Raw genomic sequence first — 16,551 nt, 5'->3', positions numbered from 1 at the left:
CCGTCGAGGGGGAGGGAAGTCCAGTGCGCCGTGCGATCGTGGTCACCATCGGAGCGGCCGTCGCCGTCGTCGCATCTCTCGGAGCCTCGGCGCCCGCTTCCGCACTCTCGAACACCTACGTCGATTACGGCGAGGGCACCGTCGGTGGATTCGTCAGCAGCCTCGCAGTCGCGCCCGACGGCTCGGTCATCGTCGGCGACAACGCGTCGAACACCGTGGGGAAATACCTGGCCGCCCCGTCGGGCTACACCCTGGCGGCGACCTACACAGGCAACGATCCGTTCGGAGTCGCGCTCGAACCCGACGGCGACGTCGTCGTGGCCGACCGCACGACGGGTTCGATCAACATCCTCCGTGAGAGCGGCGGCGCGTTCTCCGTCATCAGCTCGGTGCCGGTGGCGACGACGCCTCTCGGCGTGGCGACCGACGGAGACGGAACCATCTTCGTCGCCGATTACGGCAGCGACAGTCTGCGGATCGTCGAGCCCTCGGTGGGCGGCGGCTACACCCTCGCGCAATCGGTCCCGGTAGCGCCCGATCCGCGCTTCGTCGCCGTGGCCCCCGACGGCACCGTCGCCATCTCCCATCAGACCTCGCAGGACGTCACGATCCTCACCCCCTCCCCGTCCGGCTCCGCCTACTCGGTGTCGACGGTCACGGTGGGGCCCGCGCTGTACGGCGTCGCCTTCCGCGCCGATGGAACACTCCTCGCGGTCTCGCTGGGCTCGTTCGGCGCCCCCGAGACCCTCTATGTCGCGCGGCCGGGCCCGGCGGGATATGCCGTCACGACGTCGCAGACCATCGCAAGCGACTCCTACTCGATCGCGGTCGGCGCCGACGATCGGGTGCTGATCGGAACACTGTCGGGCACGATCACGACCTACCGGGCCGCCCTCACCAGCTCCGCGACTCCCCCGTCCGTGATGACCGTCGGAGTCCCGCTGTCCGTGACCCTGCCCGCGGAGGGCGGAACGGGCGACTACGTGTGGTCGGTGAGCTCCGGTGCTCTGCCGACCGGCCTGACTCTCGGGGCGACGGGTGGCCTGCTCGGAACCCCGACCACTGCCGGGGGATGGAGTGCGACCCTCTCCGTCGCCGATGCGGCGAACCCCGCCAACTCGACTTCGGTCGTGCTCGCCGGCACCGTCGACCCTGCGCCCGCCGGTGCTCCGACATCCGGCGCCCCGAGCGGTGCCGAGCGCGGTGCCGTTCTCGCCGCGACCGGCGCCGACCCCGGTGAGGCGCTCGGCACCTCCGCTCTGCTGCTGTTCGGCGGCGCCGTCGCCTTCGCGCTGAGCAGGCGACGGAACGCGCTGCGCCAGCGCGACTGACCCACTCCCGCCTCCGCTTCCCCCACATCCGACGACTCCCGACTCGGGCTCCTGCACCCCGTCCGAGGGGGAAAACGGCTCCGGTGAGCGGCCGATGTTCGCTCTGCGAACATTCGTGAGACGGCCCGGATGTGCGGCGCCACGATCCTTCGTAGATTCGTCGGGACATGTCGCGCACCGCAGAGGGTTCAGTGAGGCGACCGTTGGGGGCAGCGCTCTTCGCGCTCGCGCTCGCGGCCGCTCCCGTTCTGCTGCCCGTGCTCCCCGCCGTGCCCGCGTTCGCGGTGTCGGCACCGGCCGAACCGTTCGTGACCGCATCGACCGACGGGATCGGCAACGTCCGCGTCGAGTGGTACACCGACCCGGGCGTCACACAGGTCGAGATCGCCTGGCGCGACTCCCGGGGCGCGACCGACACCAGAACCGTCGGAGCCGAACAGGGCTCCACCTCCTTCACCGGACTTCCGGCCGGCGAGTGGTCGGCCACCGTCACCGCCATCTCCGACGGCGCCCGATCCTCTTCCGTCACCGTCTCGGCGAGCATCGCGGGGGACCCCGCACCGGCCGTGACGCCCGAGGCGGCACCTGTTCCTCAGGCGGCGGCGCCGTCGACGGCGCCCGCCGCGACCGCCTCGCCGGTCAGCGTCGCCTTCGCGGTCGTCCCGCGCGAGGACGGCGCGATCCAGGGAGGCAGCGCGCGTGTCATGGCCTCGGGCCTGCAGGCCTCCTCGCCGTACCAGGTGACCCTCCGCTCGAGTTCCGCCGTCCTCACCACGGGCACGGTCGGGGCCGACGGCGCCATCGACGCGACCTTCGCCCTGCCCGACGACATCGCACCCGGTGACGACGCCCTCGTTCTGACCGCGGTCGGCACCGACGGGCTCCCCGTCTCGGGCGAGTACCCCATCACCGTCGCTGCGCCGGTCGTCGCCGAGCCGACGGTCCCCGCTGCACCCCAGGCCGACACCTCGGAGCCCGGCGGGCTCGACGAGCTCCTCTCCCTTCGCGGCGACGAGGCCGTTCCCGTGCTCCTGGCGGGAACAGTCGGCGCGACCGCAGCCACGGGTGCTGCGGTCGGAGCCGCCAGCGTCGTCAACGGTCGCCTCCGCCGCCTCCGCCTCTCCCGCTTCATCGACCGCGACCTCGCCGGTCTGCCCCCGCTGCCCAAGGGAGGCTTCGCCGACACGGTCCGCGATGTCCTGACGGTGCTCAGAGGGGTCCGATGACCCGGGGGCTGCGCACAGCCCCGTCCGCCGCCGATGCACGGGGGTCCCGCACCGGGACCGGGCGACACCGCCTCCTCGCGGTCGTCGCGGTGCTCGCGCTGCTCGCGGGAGCCGGTTCCATCGCCTTCGGGCCCGCGCCGACCGCGTCGGCGCAGGCCGCGCTCGACACGGTGTCGATCACCAAGACCGCCCAGAACGTCTTCCGAGCCCAGGTGACGCTCGCCTCGAGCCAGACCGGACGCTGGGAGTACCGGTTCATCGCCCGGAACACGGCCACGGGCGAGATCTACGCCCAGAGCATCACGCTGGCGCCGGAGTACGGCCGCAGCTACACCTTCACGATGCAGGACCTGCCCAGCGGGCTCTACGACCTCAGCATCGAGGAGCGGATCTGGGGGAACGACGCCTCGATGGTCGTCCGTGCGACCTCGCAGCAGACGATGGGCTTCCTCGCCCCGACCGGTGTCTCCGCGGTCGCCGCCGGATCCGGATCTCTGCGGGTGAGCTGGACCCCGCCGGTCCCCGCGCCGTCGCCGGGCGGATACCGGGTCCAGTGGCGTCCCTCCGGCAGCGTCGGCGCCTGGTCCCGCGCGGACATCCAGGGTTCCGAGGTCGGACAGACGCTGATCACCGGACTGACCGACGGGGTCGACTACGACGTGCGGGTCAGCACCGTGGGAGGCTCCGACGTCGCCACGGGGACCGAGTACCTCAGCTCGGCCGCCGTCACGGCTCGGCCCGTCGCCGCCCCGGATGCCCCCACGACTGTGTCCGCGATCGCCGGTGACGCCAGCGCCGTGTGGACCCTCGCCGTGCCGTCCTCGGCCGCGCGGCCGAGTGATCCGGGCGCCCTCGTGTTCGCCTACTCCGTGCGGGGCTCGAATACCTGGATCCCGACCGCCCCCTCCCGTTCCGGAACGGTATGGACCTTCTCGGGCCTGCCCAACGGCAGCTCCGTCGATCTGCGCGCCCACGCGGTGAATGCCGCGGGGTCGAGCGCCGACGTCACCGTCACGGTCCGTCCCCTCGCCCTGCCCGTCATGCCGGTATTCGGCAGGGTCACTCGCGTCGAGGGCGGTTTCGAGCTGGCCGCCTCGTTCCCCGGGGGAACGGCGAATCCGGTCGACTCCGTCGAGTGGCAGATCGCCACGATCGTCGGCGGCGCCTCCACTTCCTGGGTCTCCGTGAACCCCGGGCGCGCGGAATCCGGACGATGGAGTTTCGCGCCTCTCTCGGCGGGTGGCGACTACCGGGTGCGCGCGCGCTCGGTGAACGCGGTGGGCGCCGGGCCCTGGGCGGAATCGACGACGATCCGAGCGATCCGTGCGCCGTCGACGCCCACCGTGGTGTCGGCCACCCGTGGAGACGGATCGGTGAGCCTCGTCGTCGACTTCGCATCGCAGGACGCACGACCGAGCCTCGGCAGCGATGCGCGCTGGCAGGTCTCCGCCGATGACGGAGACACCTGGACGACCGTCTCCGCCACGGCCGCCGGTGACGCATGGGTCGTCAGCGGTCTGCAGAACGGCGCCGACTACCGCTTCCGCGTCGGCGCGGTCAACGACGTCGGACAGTCGGGCTGGAGCGCGCAGTCGGGCTCCGCGACCCCGGTCGCAGCGCCGTCGTCGCCGACGCTCGGCGAACCCGCCCTCGACGACGCCCGAGTGGCGCTCGAGGTGTCGCAGACCTCGTCCGCGAGCGCGCCGCTGCAGGGACTCGAATGGCAGCTGGCGTCCGAGAGCGACGAGGCGGCGGGCGTCTGGACGGACCTGACCCCGTCGCTCGTCGACGGCACGGCGACCATCAGCGACCTCGCCGTCGGAACGAGGTACACGGTGCGTGTGCGCGCCGTCAACGATGTCGGTGCGAGCGCCTGGACCTACTCGACCGCGTTCACGGCGCTCGGGATCCCCCTTCAGCCGGAGGTCGCCTCCGTGCGGGCCCTGCCGGGATCGATCGAGGTCGAGGCTGCATTCCCCGAGGCGCCCGGGCGCTCGAGCGAGCCCGCTGACGCGCGCTGGCAGATCAGGGACATGAGCGCCGGAGGCCCCTGGCACGACGTGACCGTCACCGAGGCGGCGGCGGGCCGGTACGTCCTCGACGGCCTCACCGACGGACACGACTACCTGGTGCGCATCATCGCGGTCAACGCGCGGGGCATCAGCTTCTCCACGACGGCTTCACCGGTCCGGCCCGTCTCCGCGCCCGCCGCGCCGGTCCTCGGCAGCGTCACCGGGCGCGATGCGCAGATCGCCGTCGCCGCATCGATCGCATCACCCGCAGGAGCTCCGGCCTCGACGATCGTCTGGCAGGTCGCCGAGGTCCGCTTCGCGGCGGCACCCGTCGGGCAGACGGGATCCGCGGTGCCGCCGAGCGCCGGACGCCTCGCCGCATCGGTCGCCCCCGCCCACGGCTGGGTGCAGAGCCTGGGCGCCTGGACGACGGTGAGCGCCTCGCTCGTCGGCGACCGGTACCTGCTGTCGGGACTGACGAACGGGTCGACCTACCAGGTCCGCGCGATCGCGGAGAACGGCTCGGGTCGGGCGATCTCGACCCCCAGCGCCAACACGACCCCCGTGTCGGCTCCGGCCGCCCCCGTGTTCCGCACGATCGGAACCGGACGCGGCTCCATCCTCGCCGCGTTCGAGGGCACCTCGACCGTCAGCGCCCCCGTGCTCGCTCTCGGCTGGCAGATCGCACCGGTCTCCTCCGGCCAGGTCGGCGAGTGGCGCAGCGTGGGCTCGCAGGACATCGGCTCTCTGCTGGTCACCGAGAACGGTGCGACCTCCACTGTCGCGAACGCCTACCGCGTCGGCGGGCTCGTCGAAGGGCAGTCCTACCTGATCCGGGTTCGCACCGCGAACGCGACGGGTGTCAGCGCCTGGACCCAGTGGACGGGAGCCCTCACCGCGTCGGCGGCCCCCGCCGGCGGAGGGGGTGTCATCGTCGAGGACCCGGTCCAGGAACCGACGATCGGTGCTGCGCCCACCACGAAGACGGGCTCGACCATCGGCACCGTGACCGGGACCGGCGGCAAGGGCGGGTCCCGTGGAGCTTCGGGGAGCGCCACCGCGGCGGTTCCCGCGGCCACCACGGCAGCCGGCTCGGCCCGCAGCATCGCCGTCACCTCGATCGTGGCCGGGACGATCGGCGCCCCCACCGCGGTCGGCTCCTCCGTCGACGCCGCGACCCTCGACGTCGCCCAGGCTCCGACGATCGAGCCGGCACCGGTGGCGCAGCCGCAGGAGATGATGGCGGGTGGAGCGGGGATCCTGGGCGTCCTCGGGATGCTCGGCGCCGCCATCCGCTGGTACCTCCGGCGACGGGCTCGCAACCGGACCGAGCCGCCCATCGTCCCCGTCGCCGCCTGACATCGCTCAGCCGCCCGCAACCCGGACATGGCAGGGTGGAGACGTGGTCTCGACAGAGGAACTCATCGAGCACGACGTGCAGCTCGGCCTGGGCTCGCCGTGGGTGGTGATCGTCTGGGACGACCCCGTCAACCTGATGACCTACGTCACGTGGGTGTTCACGAGCTACTTCGCGATGACGAAGCCCGTGGCCGAGCGGCTGATGCTGCAGGTGCACAACAGCGGCAGCGCTGTCGTCGCGACGGGCACGCGCGAGGAGATGGAGCGCCACGTCGAGGCCATGCACGGCTACGGGCTCTGGGCGACGCTCCGACGGGCGGACGAGTGAACTCCGGCTTCGTCCGCGTCGGCGACCTGATCGAGCGCGACTTCTCGGCCGAGGAGGTCGATGTGCTGACCAGTCTCGCGGTCGGCCTCGACGACACTCTCGACGCGGCTGAGGGAGACGACCCGGTGCTCGACCGCCTCCTGCCCGCCGCCTATGGCGACGACGACCCCGAGGCCTCCGCCGAGTTCGCGCGGTTCACCCGGGAGCGCATCGCCGAGGCGAAGCGCGGCCGCCTCACGCGTCTGCTCCTCCTCTCCGCCGATGAGCACGGCGACGGATCGCGCCTCTCCCTCGACGAGGCCGCGGCACAGGAGTGGCTCCTCGCCCTCAACGACATCCGGCTCGCGCTCGCCGCTCGGATCGGTGTCGACCGCCTGGGCGACCCTCGGCTCGGGCCGATCGGCGACGTCTACGACTGGCTGGGCTGGCTGCAGTCCGGGCTGCTCGACACCGTCGACGGGTAGCTCGGTTCGCTCACGGCGTGCGCCGACCCCTTGCTCGACCTGGCTTTGACCGACGCTCACGAGTAAAGTTGAGTCAGCCAGACTCAAGTCGTGAGGTATCGGACCAGAAGGAGGCAGGGATGGCCAGAATGCAGGGCGCCCCCGCGAGTGACGAGAACGCCAAATCCGCACTCGAGCAGTACGGGATCAACCTCACCGAGATCGCCCGAAGCGGCAAGCTCGACCCTGTCATCGGACGCGACTCCGAGATCCGTCGCGTCAGCCAGGTCCTGACCCGCCGCACCAAGAACAACCCCGTGCTCATCGGCGAGCCGGGTGTCGGCAAGACGGCGGTCGTCGAAGGGCTGGCGCAGCGCATCGTCGCGGGAGACGTCGCCGACTCCCTGAAGAACAAGCAGCTCGTCGCTCTCGACATCTCCGCTCTCATCGCCGGTGCGAAGTACCGCGGCGAGTTCGAGGAGCGGCTGAAGGCCGTCCTCAAGGAGATCAACGACTCCGACGGCCAGGTCATCACCTTCATCGACGAGCTGCACACGCTCATGGGTGCCGGTGGGGGCGAGGGCTCGGTCGCGGCCGCCAACATGCTGAAGCCCATGCTCGCCCGCGGCGAGCTGCGCATGATCGGCGCGACGACGCTCGACGAGTACCGCCAGTTCATCGAGAAGGACGCCGCCCTCGAGCGTCGATTCCAGCAGGTCTACGTCGGGGAACCGAGTGTCGAGGACACCGTCGCGATCCTCCGCGGTCTGAAGGACCGTTACGAGGCGCACCACAAGGTGTCGATCGCCGACTCGGCGCTCGTCGCCGCCGCGTCCCTGTCCAACCGCTACATCCCCTCGCGTCAGCTGCCCGACAAGGCCATCGACCTCATCGACGAGGCCGCCTCGCGACTGCGGATGGAGATCGACTCGGCTCCCGTCGAGATCGACGAGCTCCGACGTTCGGTCGATCGGCTGAAGCTCGAGGAGATGGCGCTGAAGCGGGAGAAGGACGACGCCTCCAAGTCCCGCCTCGAGAAGCTGCGCATCGACCTGGCCGAACGCCAGGCTCGGCTCCAAGAGCTCGAGAAGCGCTGGGAGCGCGAGCGAGCCGATCTCAACCGCGTGGGAAATCTCAAGGAGAAGGTGACCGCACTGCAGATCCGCGCGGAGCGAGCGCAGCGCGAGGGCAACCTCGAGGAGGCATCCCGCCTGCTGTATGGCGAGATCCCCGTCATCGAGCGCGAGCTGCTCGAGGCCGAGCGCGCCGAGGAGGCGCCCGACGAGCCGCGCATGGTGAACGACCAGGTCACCGATGAGGACATCGCCGCGGTCGTCGCCGCCTGGACCGGGATCCCCATGGGCCGGCTGCTGCAGGGCGAGACCGAGAAGCTGCTCCACCTCGAGGGCGAACTCGGCAAACGGCTCATCGGGCAGAAGAGAGCCGTCGCCGCGGTCTCCGATGCGGTGCGGCGCACCCGCGCAGGCATCTCCGATCCCGACCGCCCGACGGGCTCGTTCCTGTTCCTCGGTCCGACGGGCGTCGGCAAGACCGAGCTCGCCCGCGCGCTCGCCGAGTTCCTGTTCGACGACGAGAAGGCCCTCGTGCGCATCGACATGAGCGAGTACGGCGAGAAGTTCGCCGTCTCCCGACTGGTCGGGGCGCCTCCCGGATACGTCGGATACGAGCAGGGCGGACAGCTCACCGAGGCGGTTCGACGTCGTCCCTACTCCGTCGTGCTGCTCGACGAGGTGGAGAAGGCCCACCCCGAGGTGTTCGACATCCTGCTGCAGGTGCTCGACGACGGCCGCCTGACCGATGGTCAGGGGCGCACGGTCGACTTCCGCAACACGATTCTCATCCTCACCTCCAACCTGGGCAGCCAGTTCCTCGTCGACCAGACCCTGACGACCGAGCAGAAGGAGGAGGCCGTGCAGGCGCTCGTGCGCCAGGCGTTCAAGCCCGAATTCGTCAACCGTCTCGACGACATCGTCGTGTTCTCGGCACTGTCGACCGACGACCTCGGCCAGATCGTGTCGCTCTACATCGACCGGCTCGAGCGCCGCCTCGGTGAGCGTCGACTGCAGCTCGCGGTCACCCCCGATGCGCGCGCCTGGCTCGCGGAGCGCGGCTACGACCCGATCTACGGCGCTCGCCCGCTGCGTCGACTGATGCAGCACGAGATCGACGACAAGCTCGCGAACGCGCTGCTCGCCGGTGAGATCCGCGACGGCGACACCGTACGGGTCGACGTGGCACCCGGCGGCGAGGGACTCGTGGTCGCCAAGTTCGAGTTCGTCGAGGCCTGACGTTTGGGCCTCGTCGACATCGCCGACGGCCTCTACGACGAGCTGCCCGGCGCCTTCATCACGGCGCGCGCCGCCGCGGTGAGGCAGGCCAGATCAGACGGCGATCGGGCGCTCGCCGACCAGATCGGGCGGCTTCCCAAGCCCTCGGTCGCCGCCTGGGCGGTCAATGCTCTCGTCCGGCACCGCCCCGACGTGATGGACGCGGTCCGCTCACTCGGCGACTCGCTGCGGGAGGCGCAGGCGGACCTCGACTCGGATGCGCTCCGCGCGCTCGTCCAGCAGAGACGCAAGGTCGTCGCCCAGCTCGGCGGGGAGGCGCAGAAGCTCGGCGACGAGCTCGGGCAGAAGATCACGCCCGCGGCGCGCGACGAGCTGGAGCAGACGCTGGGCGCGGCGCTCGCCGACAGCGACGCCACGTCGGCGGTGATGACGGGGCGCCTGGTGCGCTCTCTCGCATCGACAGGGTTCGACGCGGTCGACCTCGAGGGCGCTGTCGCCGGGGGAGACGCCGCCACTCCGAGCACGCGGACTGCCAAGCGGCCCGCGTCGGCGGGGAAGCCGAACGATATCGAGCTGGCGCGCGCCAAGCGCGAGAAGGAGCTGGCCGACCGGCGGAACGAGGTCGACCAAGCGGATGTTGCACTCCGCGCCGCCATCGCAGCGCAAGGGGACGCCGCCGGTCGTCATACCGAGGCGAAGACGAGACGGGACGATCTTCGCGTGCGCATCGCCGACCTGCAGAGGCAGCTCGACGAGCTCGAGTCCGATCTGTCATCGGCGACGAGCGAGGTGCGGCGTTCGGCGGCGGATCAGGACGACGCCGACGAGGCCGTCGCCCAGGCGGAGCGCCGAGCCGATCGCGCCGAGGAACGCCTCGCGGCCCTGCAACGACGACGCTGAGACCGCCCTCCTGTCGGCTTCGGGCAGTCCGAGGACTACCCGAAGCGGACAGGTGCGAAACGGGCTCCGGAGCGATCAGCTCCGAGCTGCGCGGCGGCGCGCCGCCATCAGCAGTGCGCCCGCTCCGAGGAACAGCAGCGCGGCAGGGGCGAGGAACCCGGCCTGCGCGGGACCCGTCTCCGCGAGCATCGGACCCGTGTTCGAGGCGGAGGCCGTGACGATCGGTGCGACGAGGCTGAACGCGACCGGCTCCGACGGCAGCGACAGGATCTCGGGGATCAGCGTGGTGGTGGGGTCGCTGGTGTGCACCGCGGTCACCGCGAAGCTGCCGTAGGCGAGGGTGTAGGTCGCCGTCCAGGTCCCGTCGGGCTGGACGATGATCGGGGTAGCCAGGCTCAGCGGATCGACCGAGGAGAGCGCAGCGGCGCTGGCCTCATCCGCCGCGACGACGACGAGCGCGATTCCGTTGCCGGGGATACCGGTTCCCGAGAAGGTCACGGACGTTCCCACGATCGCGGCCGATGTCGGCGCGGTGATCACGGGCGCGGCGACCGGGTCGGGCAGGTCGTTCGAGACGGTGACGGCCTCCAGGGCGATGCCGTCCGCGTCGACTCCCGAGAAGGTGACGCTGACCGGGTTCTCCGTCGCCGGAGCGAACGGGACGACGAAGGTGAAGTTGCCGTCGGCGTCCACCGGCACGGAGCCGAGAGTGAGTTCGCCGAGGAGCGGGTACTCGGTCGACGCGGTCAGGGTCGCGCCCACCGGTGCGGTGCCCGTGTAGGTCACCGTCCGCGCCGAAAGGGTCTCGCCTTCCCGGGGGCTGGTCACCTCGATGACTCCTGCGGGCGTCGCAGGCTCCTCCTCGACGGGAGGGAGTGTGACGGTGAGCAGCAGCTCGTCCGGCTCGCTGTCGCCGGCGACGGTCTGGACGACGGCGATCGACTGGGTCTCCACCGCGTCGTCGGCGAATGCGACCGGCACGGTGAACGCGCCGTCGGTGACGGTCACAGGGCCGAAGACTCCCGTGTCGGTGGCGACCAGCACGGTTGCCCCGTCGGTTCCCGTGCCGACGACGTCGACGGAACGGGACTCGAGAGCGGCGCCGTCGGTCGGTGCCGAGACGATCAGGGTTCCGGGTGCGGCCTGAGCCGGGGCGGCGGTGATCATGACGCCGCCGACGGCGAGGAGGGCGGTTGCGGGCGCGGCGATCGCAGCCCGCCAGAGGCGGGAGAGGGGCATGGGTGGCCTTCGGGTTCGGGTGAGCGGGGTTCCGGAGAAGAGCCGGAGGGGCGTCCGCGCTCATCACCGAGCTTCAAGCAGATGGGGGTGGAGCTATCAGCTGACCGACAGCAAACACGCTGCAAACGGGGGTCAGGAAGACTTCATTCAGAACTCACAGTCACCGCTCAGGCAGCGGGAGCGGGTGGCGCGCGATGAGCCAGTGCGACCAGGGCCGCGGCGGCTCCGATCGCGGCCACGATCGCCGTTCCGATATCGACGGCGAGCGGCAGGCTCGCTTTGGTGGCGATGGCGCCCAGTCCGAACGCGACAGTCGCCTGAGTCAGGTAGGCGATGGTGTACGCCGACGAGAGCACGCTCGCCCGGTGGCGGACCGGCGCCGCCGCGGTGAGCACGCCCAGTCCGCCGGCGAAGAGCAGGCTGTAGCCGACCCCGCCGATCGCGGACGCCAGAAGGAACAGGGGGAGCGACAGGACGAGGCCCGCGGCGATGAACAGAAGCAGGCCGATGACGGCGACGACCGCGCCGGCCGCGATAGAGATGCGCGGGCGGAGCCTTCCGCGTCGCGCGATGAGAGCGGTGACGCCGATCGCGACGGCGGATACCGAGAGGACCGCCCCGTTGGCGAGGTCGCTGTCGGAATGCACGAGATCCTTCGCCACCTGCGCGCCGAGCGCGAGGAAGATCGCCCCGATCGAATAGGCGCCGGAGACGGCGAGAGCCGCGGAGGCGAAGCCGGTCCGCAGACCCGCCGGGACGCGCAGCGGGCTCGGCCGCCATCGGCCGCGGGCGGCGTCCACCGTGTTGCGCGGCATGAACCAGACGAGCGCGGCGGTGATCGCCGACAGCACGACGAGGACCCAGTAGGACAGGTGCAGCGGATCCGGGAGGTATTGCAGCATCGCGCCGCTCACCAGCGTGGCCAGGGCCAGGCCGGTCGCCGTCGACGCGGTCGTCGCGCTGCTCGCTCGGGCGGCGCCGTCGGGCCCGCCGGCGTCGACCATGGCTGCGGTGGCGGGACTGAGTGAGAGACCGACGCCGAGTCCCATGAGCGCGCGGCCGACGAACACCCATGCCACATCGGGCGCGAGCGCGAGCGAGAGGGCCCCGAGGGTCAGTGCGCTGATGCCGATGAGGATCGATGCGCGCCGCCCGATGAAGTCGGAGAGTCCACCGAATAGGAGGAGAACGGGGACGAGGACGAGCGGGTAGATCGCGAATATCGCGGACGTGGTCGCGGTCGGCAGATTCCACTCGCTCGCGTAGTGCGGATAGATCGCCGAGGGCGCCCCGCTCGCCCACAGGCTGAGCCCTGCCACTGCGGCACCTGTCCAGAACTGACCCCGGAGGGGGAAGGTGATCATGGCGCCTTCTTCATCTGCTCGGACCGGACTCGCGTCACGCTAGCAGGCTGAATAGGAAAAACCTAGCTAGCTTGATAGGCTCGACGCGTGGTCGTCGCTCTGTCCGCCAGGACTCCGAACTGCTCCATCGCCCGCACGCTCGAGATCGTGGGGGAGCGGTGGACGCTCCTCGTCGTGCGCGAGGCGTTCCTCGGGCGGACGCGGTTCGCCGAGATCCGCGAACGTCTCGGGGTTGCCCCCGACGTGTTGACCGACCGGCTCGACACACTCGTGGCGTTCGGTGTCCTCGAGCGCTCGCCCTACCGCGACGGCGGGCGCACGCGTGACGAGTACCTGCTCACGGATGCGGGGCGCGGGCTCGGTCCGGTGCTGATCGCGCTCGCCGAGTGGGGCGACGAACACCGGCCCCCTCGGGTGCCCCAAGCGACGCACGCCGTCGACGGCGCGACGGGTGCGACGTTGCGCGTGGCTCTCCTGCGCGAGGACGGCTCGGTGGCCGATCCGCTGACGATGCAGCTGCGCACCGACAGACCGGCGTAGCCCGTCCGACCGGCTGCCGCGGCAGCCGTCCCTCGTCACTCGCAGTACTGGGTGGCGATGACCCGCACCGCGGACTGCGCCTGATCGATCGTCAGTTCACCGTCGGCCACGGGACCGAGCTGCTCGAGGGCGAGCTCGTCGACCGCGTCGCTGTCCTCGCCGTCGTCGAGCGCCTTGCAGACGGCGTCGGCGACCGTCACCGACCCATCGTCTCCGAGCCCGGGGGCCACCTCCTCGAGCGCGACGAGGAGGGCGCCCGGATCCACCGCCTCGGGGGTCGTGCCGCTGGGGGTCTGGTTGTCACCGGCCGTGCACCCGGTGAGCAGGCCGACGACGAGAACGAGAGGGGCGAGTGTGACCAGGGTGGGAGAGCGCATCCGCAACGGTAGGCAGCAGCCGTGGTCGGCTCCCGCTGTCGGGGTCGACTCCTAGGCCGCGCCCACCGGGCTCACGGTTTGCACGCGGGGACCGGTCAGCGGGTCAATTCGGCCGTGATCACGGCCGCGAAGGCGTCGATGTCGGCCTCGGTCGTGTCGAACGCGCACATCCAGCGCACCTGCCCGGCCGCCCGATCCCAGTCGTAGAAGCGGTACTGCTCGCGGATGCGGTCGGCGGCCGCGTTGTCGAGAACGGCGAACACGGCGTTCGCCTGCGTTTCCTGGCTGAAGGCCAGTCCGGGGGTGCCCTCGAGGGCGTCCCGCAGTCGGCGGGCCATCGCGTTGGCGTGACCGGCCGCGCGCAGCCCGAGGCCGTCGTCGAAGAGGGCGAGCAGCTGAGCGCTCGCGAAGCGCATCTTGCTGGTCAGCTGCATGCTGAGCTTGCGGAGGAAGAGGATGCCCTGCACCCGGCTGGGATCGAGGACCACGATCGCCTCGGCTCCGAGCAGGCCGTTCTTCGTGCCGCCGAAGCTGACGACGTCGACACCGGCGTCGGTGGTGAACTCGCGGAACGGAACCCCGAGCGCGGCGCCCGCGTTCCAGATGCGGGCGCCGTCCATGTGCACGGCCATGCCCTGCTCATGCGCGTAGTCGGCGATCGCGCGCACTTCGGACGGCGTGTAGAGCGTGCCGAGCTCGGTGGTCTGCGTGATGCTCACGGCGAGCGGCTGGGCGCGGTGTTCGTCGCCCCAGCCCCACGCCTCGAGAGCGATGAGGTCGGGGGTCAGCTTGCCGTCCGGGGTCGGCACGGTGAGAAGCTTGAGGCCGCTCACCCGCTCGGGGGCGCCGCCCTCGTCGGTGTTGATGTGCGCTGTGCTCGCGGTGATCACGGCGCCCCATCGAGGCAGCATCGAGGTGAGGGCGACGACGTTCGCGCCGGTGCCGTTGAAGACGGGGAAGACCTCGGCGGCCTCGCCGAACTGCTCGCGCATGACCTCGCCGAGCTTCGCCGTGTAGACGTCCTCGCCGTACGAGATCTGATGCCCGCCGTTCGCCTCGGCGAGGGCCGTCAGCACCTCGGGGTGGACGCCCGCGTAGTTGTCGGACGCGAACGTGCGCTTGTCGGCATCATGCAATCTCACCCTCCCATCCTCCCAGGTCGCAAGGGGCGGGCGTTCCGGCTCGATGCGCACGTTACGCCCGGCCCCGCACGCCGGAACATGCGCGCACGCGTGCGCGGTGGGCCCAGTGCCCGCGGAAGTCTGCGCGCGACGGCGGACTCCCCGGGAGGGCGATCCCGATCCGCCGCTTAGGATTGCGGGCGTGAACAGGCCCGTCGACGGTGATCATGCGCCGAGTCGATAGCGTTCCCCGCCCCGACTGGCGCGCCCGACTGGACGAGGTCGGCTTCAGCTTCTACGACATGGAATCCGAGGGCGGTCGGCCGTACTGGAACGAGTCCGCTGCTTACGCGTTCCGGCTGGAGGAGATCGAGCGGATCGAGGCGGCGACCAAGGAGCTCTTCGACCGCTGCATGGACGCGGTCGAGCACATCGTGCGGAAACGCCGGTACGCGGAGTTCGGAATCCCGACCCCCTTCCACGACCTCGTCGGCGAATCCTGGGACGAGGACGATCCGACCGTCTACGGCCGCTTCGACCTCGCCTACGACGGGGATCGAGCGATCAAACTGCTCGAGTTCAACGCCGACACCCCCACTTCGCTCGTCGAGACGGCCGCTGCCCAGTGGCAGTGGCTCGCCGAGAGCCGCGGCGAGGGGGCCGACCAGTTCAACAGCCTCCACGAGCAGCTCATCGAGCAGTGGCAGCACATCCGCACGTCGCGCTGGGGACTGCCGGACGGCGCACGCCTGCACCTCGCTTCGCTGCACGATTCGGGCGACGGCGAGCTCATCGTCGAAGACTTCGACACCGTCGCGTACATGGCCGAGACCGCCGAGGCCGCGGGCTTCGACACCAAGCTGGTCTTCGTCGAGGACATCAAGTGGCAGACCGACGAGGCCCGTTTCGTCGACGCGGACGGCGAACCGATCCGGCACATCTTCAAGCTGTACCCGTGGGAGTGGATGGTCACCGAGCAGTTCGGCGGGTTCCTCCTGCGCAGTCGTGAGGCCACCCGGTGGGTCGAGCCGGCCTGGAAGCTGCTGCTCAGCAACAAGCAGCTCCTCGTGGTGCTGTGGGAGCTCTTCCCCGACCATCCCAACCTGCTGCCCGCTTTCGCGACGGCCGAGCCGTTCCGTCGCCGGCCCTACGTGTCGAAACCGCGGCTCGGCCGGGAAGGCGCCAACGTGACGGTGTTCGACGGATCGGGGTTCCCCATCGCGGAGAACGGCGGCGGATACGGCGACGAGGGCTTCATCTACCAGGCCCGCGCACGGTTCGCACCGATCCGAGGCAAGACGGCCATCGTCGGCAGCTGGATCGTCGGAGAGACTCCGGCCGGCATCGATCTGCGCGAGACCAGCGGACCCATCACGGGGGATCTCGCCGAGTTCGTTCCCCACTTCATCGAGGACTCACCATGACGGAACGCCGACGTCTCACCCGCTCGCTCACGCTCACGGGTCTCGCCCGGCAGTCGCGAGGTGCCCGCACGGGCGTGCTCGCCGCCGTCTCGATCGCGGGCGCGACCCTGGCGCTCGCCGGCTGCACCGCGCCCGACGACGGCATCGTGCTCGAGGGCGCCGACGGCGAGAAGTACGTCGTCCCCGAGGACGCGGAGCGACCCGAGTACAACACGCGCGAGGACTGCATCGCCGACGTCACGGAACAGATCCGCAAGCTCGAGGAGCAGGGGGAGTCGATCGTCGACGATCCCGAGGACCTCTGCGAGTCGACCGAGGGGTATCACGGCGCTTACGGGCATGCCTGGGTCGGTCCGCTGATCTTCGCCGCGGGCCGCTGGAACTCGCCGCTCGTCGCGGGCTGGTCGCCCGTCGCGAACGGCGGCTTCGCGGCACCCGGATCGCGCATCCAGTCCGACGTCGTCAGCCCGGCGCCGTCCGGAGCGAAGACGGGCGACCGCGCACCGCTCGCGGGCGGCTTCGGCTCGACGGGGAAGAGCGGCTTCGGCGAGTCCACCGGCGGCTGACCCGCCCGCCCG

14 protein-coding genes are annotated in these 16,551 nt (G+C 71.0%); 10 read left to right on the top strand and 4 right to left on the bottom strand.

Going from position 1 to position 16,551, the window contains the following annotated elements; translation table 11 throughout:
• Positions 1–23 precede the first annotated feature (23 nt).
• From DDQ50_RS02630 to DDQ50_RS02600, 7 genes are all read left to right on the top strand, one after another.
• Positions 24–1,331, top strand: coding sequence for a Vgb family protein (locus DDQ50_RS02630; RefSeq protein ID WP_133245888.1), 1,308 nt, complete (start codon positions 24–26; stop codon positions 1,329–1,331).
• A gap of 167 nt (positions 1,332–1,498) precedes the next feature.
• Positions 1,499–2,557 (top strand): hypothetical protein, encoded by a 1,059-nt coding sequence (locus DDQ50_RS02625; RefSeq protein ID WP_133245887.1) that lies wholly within the window; start codon positions 1,499–1,501, stop codon positions 2,555–2,557.
• The gene (locus DDQ50_RS02620) at positions 2,554–5,928 is read left to right on the top strand and encodes a fibronectin type III domain-containing protein (protein WP_116755161.1); all 3,375 of its coding nucleotides are present in this window, start codon (positions 2,554–2,556) and stop codon (positions 5,926–5,928) included. Before DDQ50_RS02625 ends, DDQ50_RS02620 begins: the two co-directional genes overlap by 4 nt.
• Before the next feature lie 43 nt (positions 5,929–5,971).
• Entirely contained in the window at positions 5,972–6,256 is a 285-nt protein-coding gene (clpS, locus tag DDQ50_RS02615) for an ATP-dependent Clp protease adapter ClpS (RefSeq protein ID WP_377940284.1), read from the top strand.
• A complete protein-coding gene (locus tag DDQ50_RS02610) occupies positions 6,253–6,720 on the top strand; it encodes a DUF2017 family protein (RefSeq protein WP_165829667.1) in 468 nt (155 codons plus the stop codon). The genes clpS and DDQ50_RS02610 overlap by 4 nt, the downstream gene beginning before the upstream one ends.
• 119 nt (positions 6,721–6,839) lie before the next feature.
• Positions 6,840–9,008 carry an ATP-dependent Clp protease ATP-binding subunit gene (locus DDQ50_RS02605; protein ID WP_116755159.1) on the top strand — a complete coding sequence of 723 codons (2,169 nt, stop codon included), beginning with the start codon at positions 6,840–6,842 and terminating at the stop codon, positions 9,006–9,008.
• A gap of 3 nt (positions 9,009–9,011) precedes the next feature.
• Positions 9,012–9,908, top strand: coding sequence for a coiled-coil domain-containing protein (locus tag DDQ50_RS02600; RefSeq protein WP_116755158.1), 897 nt, complete (start codon positions 9,012–9,014; stop codon positions 9,906–9,908).
• Positions 9,909–9,983: 75 nt separating this feature from the next.
• Here DDQ50_RS02600 and DDQ50_RS02595 read toward each other — a convergent pair whose 3' ends face one another.
• Positions 9,984–11,147, bottom strand: a complete 1,164-nt coding sequence (locus tag DDQ50_RS02595; protein ID WP_116755157.1) for a hypothetical protein — start codon at positions 11,145–11,147, stop codon at positions 9,984–9,986.
• A 167-nt stretch (positions 11,148–11,314) separates the two neighbouring features.
• Positions 11,315–12,511, bottom strand: coding sequence for an MFS transporter (locus DDQ50_RS02590; RefSeq protein WP_116755156.1), 1,197 nt, complete (start codon positions 12,509–12,511; stop codon positions 11,315–11,317).
• Between the two features lie 87 nt (positions 12,512–12,598).
• Between DDQ50_RS02590 and DDQ50_RS02585 the strand changes: the two genes are divergently transcribed.
• A complete protein-coding gene (locus tag DDQ50_RS02585; RefSeq protein ID WP_240614207.1) occupies positions 12,599–13,051 on the top strand; it encodes a winged helix-turn-helix transcriptional regulator in 453 nt (150 codons plus the stop codon).
• Between the two features lie 35 nt (positions 13,052–13,086).
• On the opposite strand, the gene DDQ50_RS02580 is transcribed toward DDQ50_RS02585, so the two are convergent.
• Both DDQ50_RS02580 and DDQ50_RS02575 read right to left on the bottom strand, forming a co-directional pair.
• Positions 13,087–13,428: a hypothetical protein gene (locus DDQ50_RS02580; protein WP_116755155.1), complete on the bottom strand. Its 342-nt coding sequence runs from the start codon at positions 13,426–13,428 to the stop codon at positions 13,087–13,089.
• A gap of 95 nt (positions 13,429–13,523) precedes the next feature.
• A complete protein-coding gene (locus DDQ50_RS02575; protein WP_116755154.1) occupies positions 13,524–14,570 on the bottom strand; it encodes a threonine aldolase family protein in 1,047 nt (348 codons plus the stop codon).
• Between the two features lie 206 nt (positions 14,571–14,776).
• On the opposite strand from DDQ50_RS02575, the gene DDQ50_RS02570 reads away from it, so the two are divergent.
• Entirely contained in the window at positions 14,777–15,973 is a 1,197-nt protein-coding gene (locus DDQ50_RS02570) for a glutathionylspermidine synthase family protein (RefSeq protein ID WP_116756049.1), read from the top strand.
• Positions 15,970–16,539, top strand: coding sequence for a DUF1190 domain-containing protein (locus tag DDQ50_RS02565; protein WP_116755153.1), 570 nt, complete (start codon positions 15,970–15,972; stop codon positions 16,537–16,539). The genes DDQ50_RS02570 and DDQ50_RS02565 overlap by 4 nt, the downstream gene beginning before the upstream one ends.
• Positions 16,540–16,551 lie beyond the last annotated feature (12 nt).

Source organism: Amnibacterium flavum (assembly GCF_003097495.1).
GTDB classification, from domain to species: Bacteria; Actinomycetota; Actinomycetes; order Actinomycetales; family Microbacteriaceae; genus Naasia; species Naasia flava.
The sequence above is the reverse complement of the archived record's forward strand: the minus strand, read 5'-3'. Positions and strand labels throughout refer to the sequence as shown.

Bases quoted from the DNA above. Each gene is read 5' to 3' on its own strand.
- DDQ50_RS02625 (WP_133245887.1), top strand. From the start codon at position 1,499: ATGTCGCGCACCGCAGAGGGTTCAGTGAGGCGACCGTTGGGGGCAGCG.
- DDQ50_RS02620 (WP_116755161.1), top strand. From the start codon at position 2,554: ATGACCCGGGGGCTGCGCACAGCCCCGTCCGCCGCCGATGCACGGGGG.
- DDQ50_RS02605 (WP_116755159.1), top strand. From the start codon at position 6,840: ATGGCCAGAATGCAGGGCGCCCCCGCGAGTGACGAGAACGCCAAATCC.
- DDQ50_RS02595 (WP_116755157.1), bottom strand. From the start codon at position 11,147: ATGCCCCTCTCCCGCCTCTGGCGGGCTGCGATCGCCGCGCCCGCAACC.
- DDQ50_RS02590 (WP_116755156.1), bottom strand. From the start codon at position 12,511: ATGATCACCTTCCCCCTCCGGGGTCAGTTCTGGACAGGTGCCGCAGTG.
- DDQ50_RS02580 (WP_116755155.1), bottom strand. From the start codon at position 13,428: ATGCGCTCTCCCACCCTGGTCACACTCGCCCCTCTCGTTCTCGTCGTC.
- DDQ50_RS02570 (WP_116756049.1), top strand. From the start codon at position 14,777: ATGCGCCGAGTCGATAGCGTTCCCCGCCCCGACTGGCGCGCCCGACTG.
- DDQ50_RS02565 (WP_116755153.1), top strand. From the start codon at position 15,970: ATGACGGAACGCCGACGTCTCACCCGCTCGCTCACGCTCACGGGTCTC.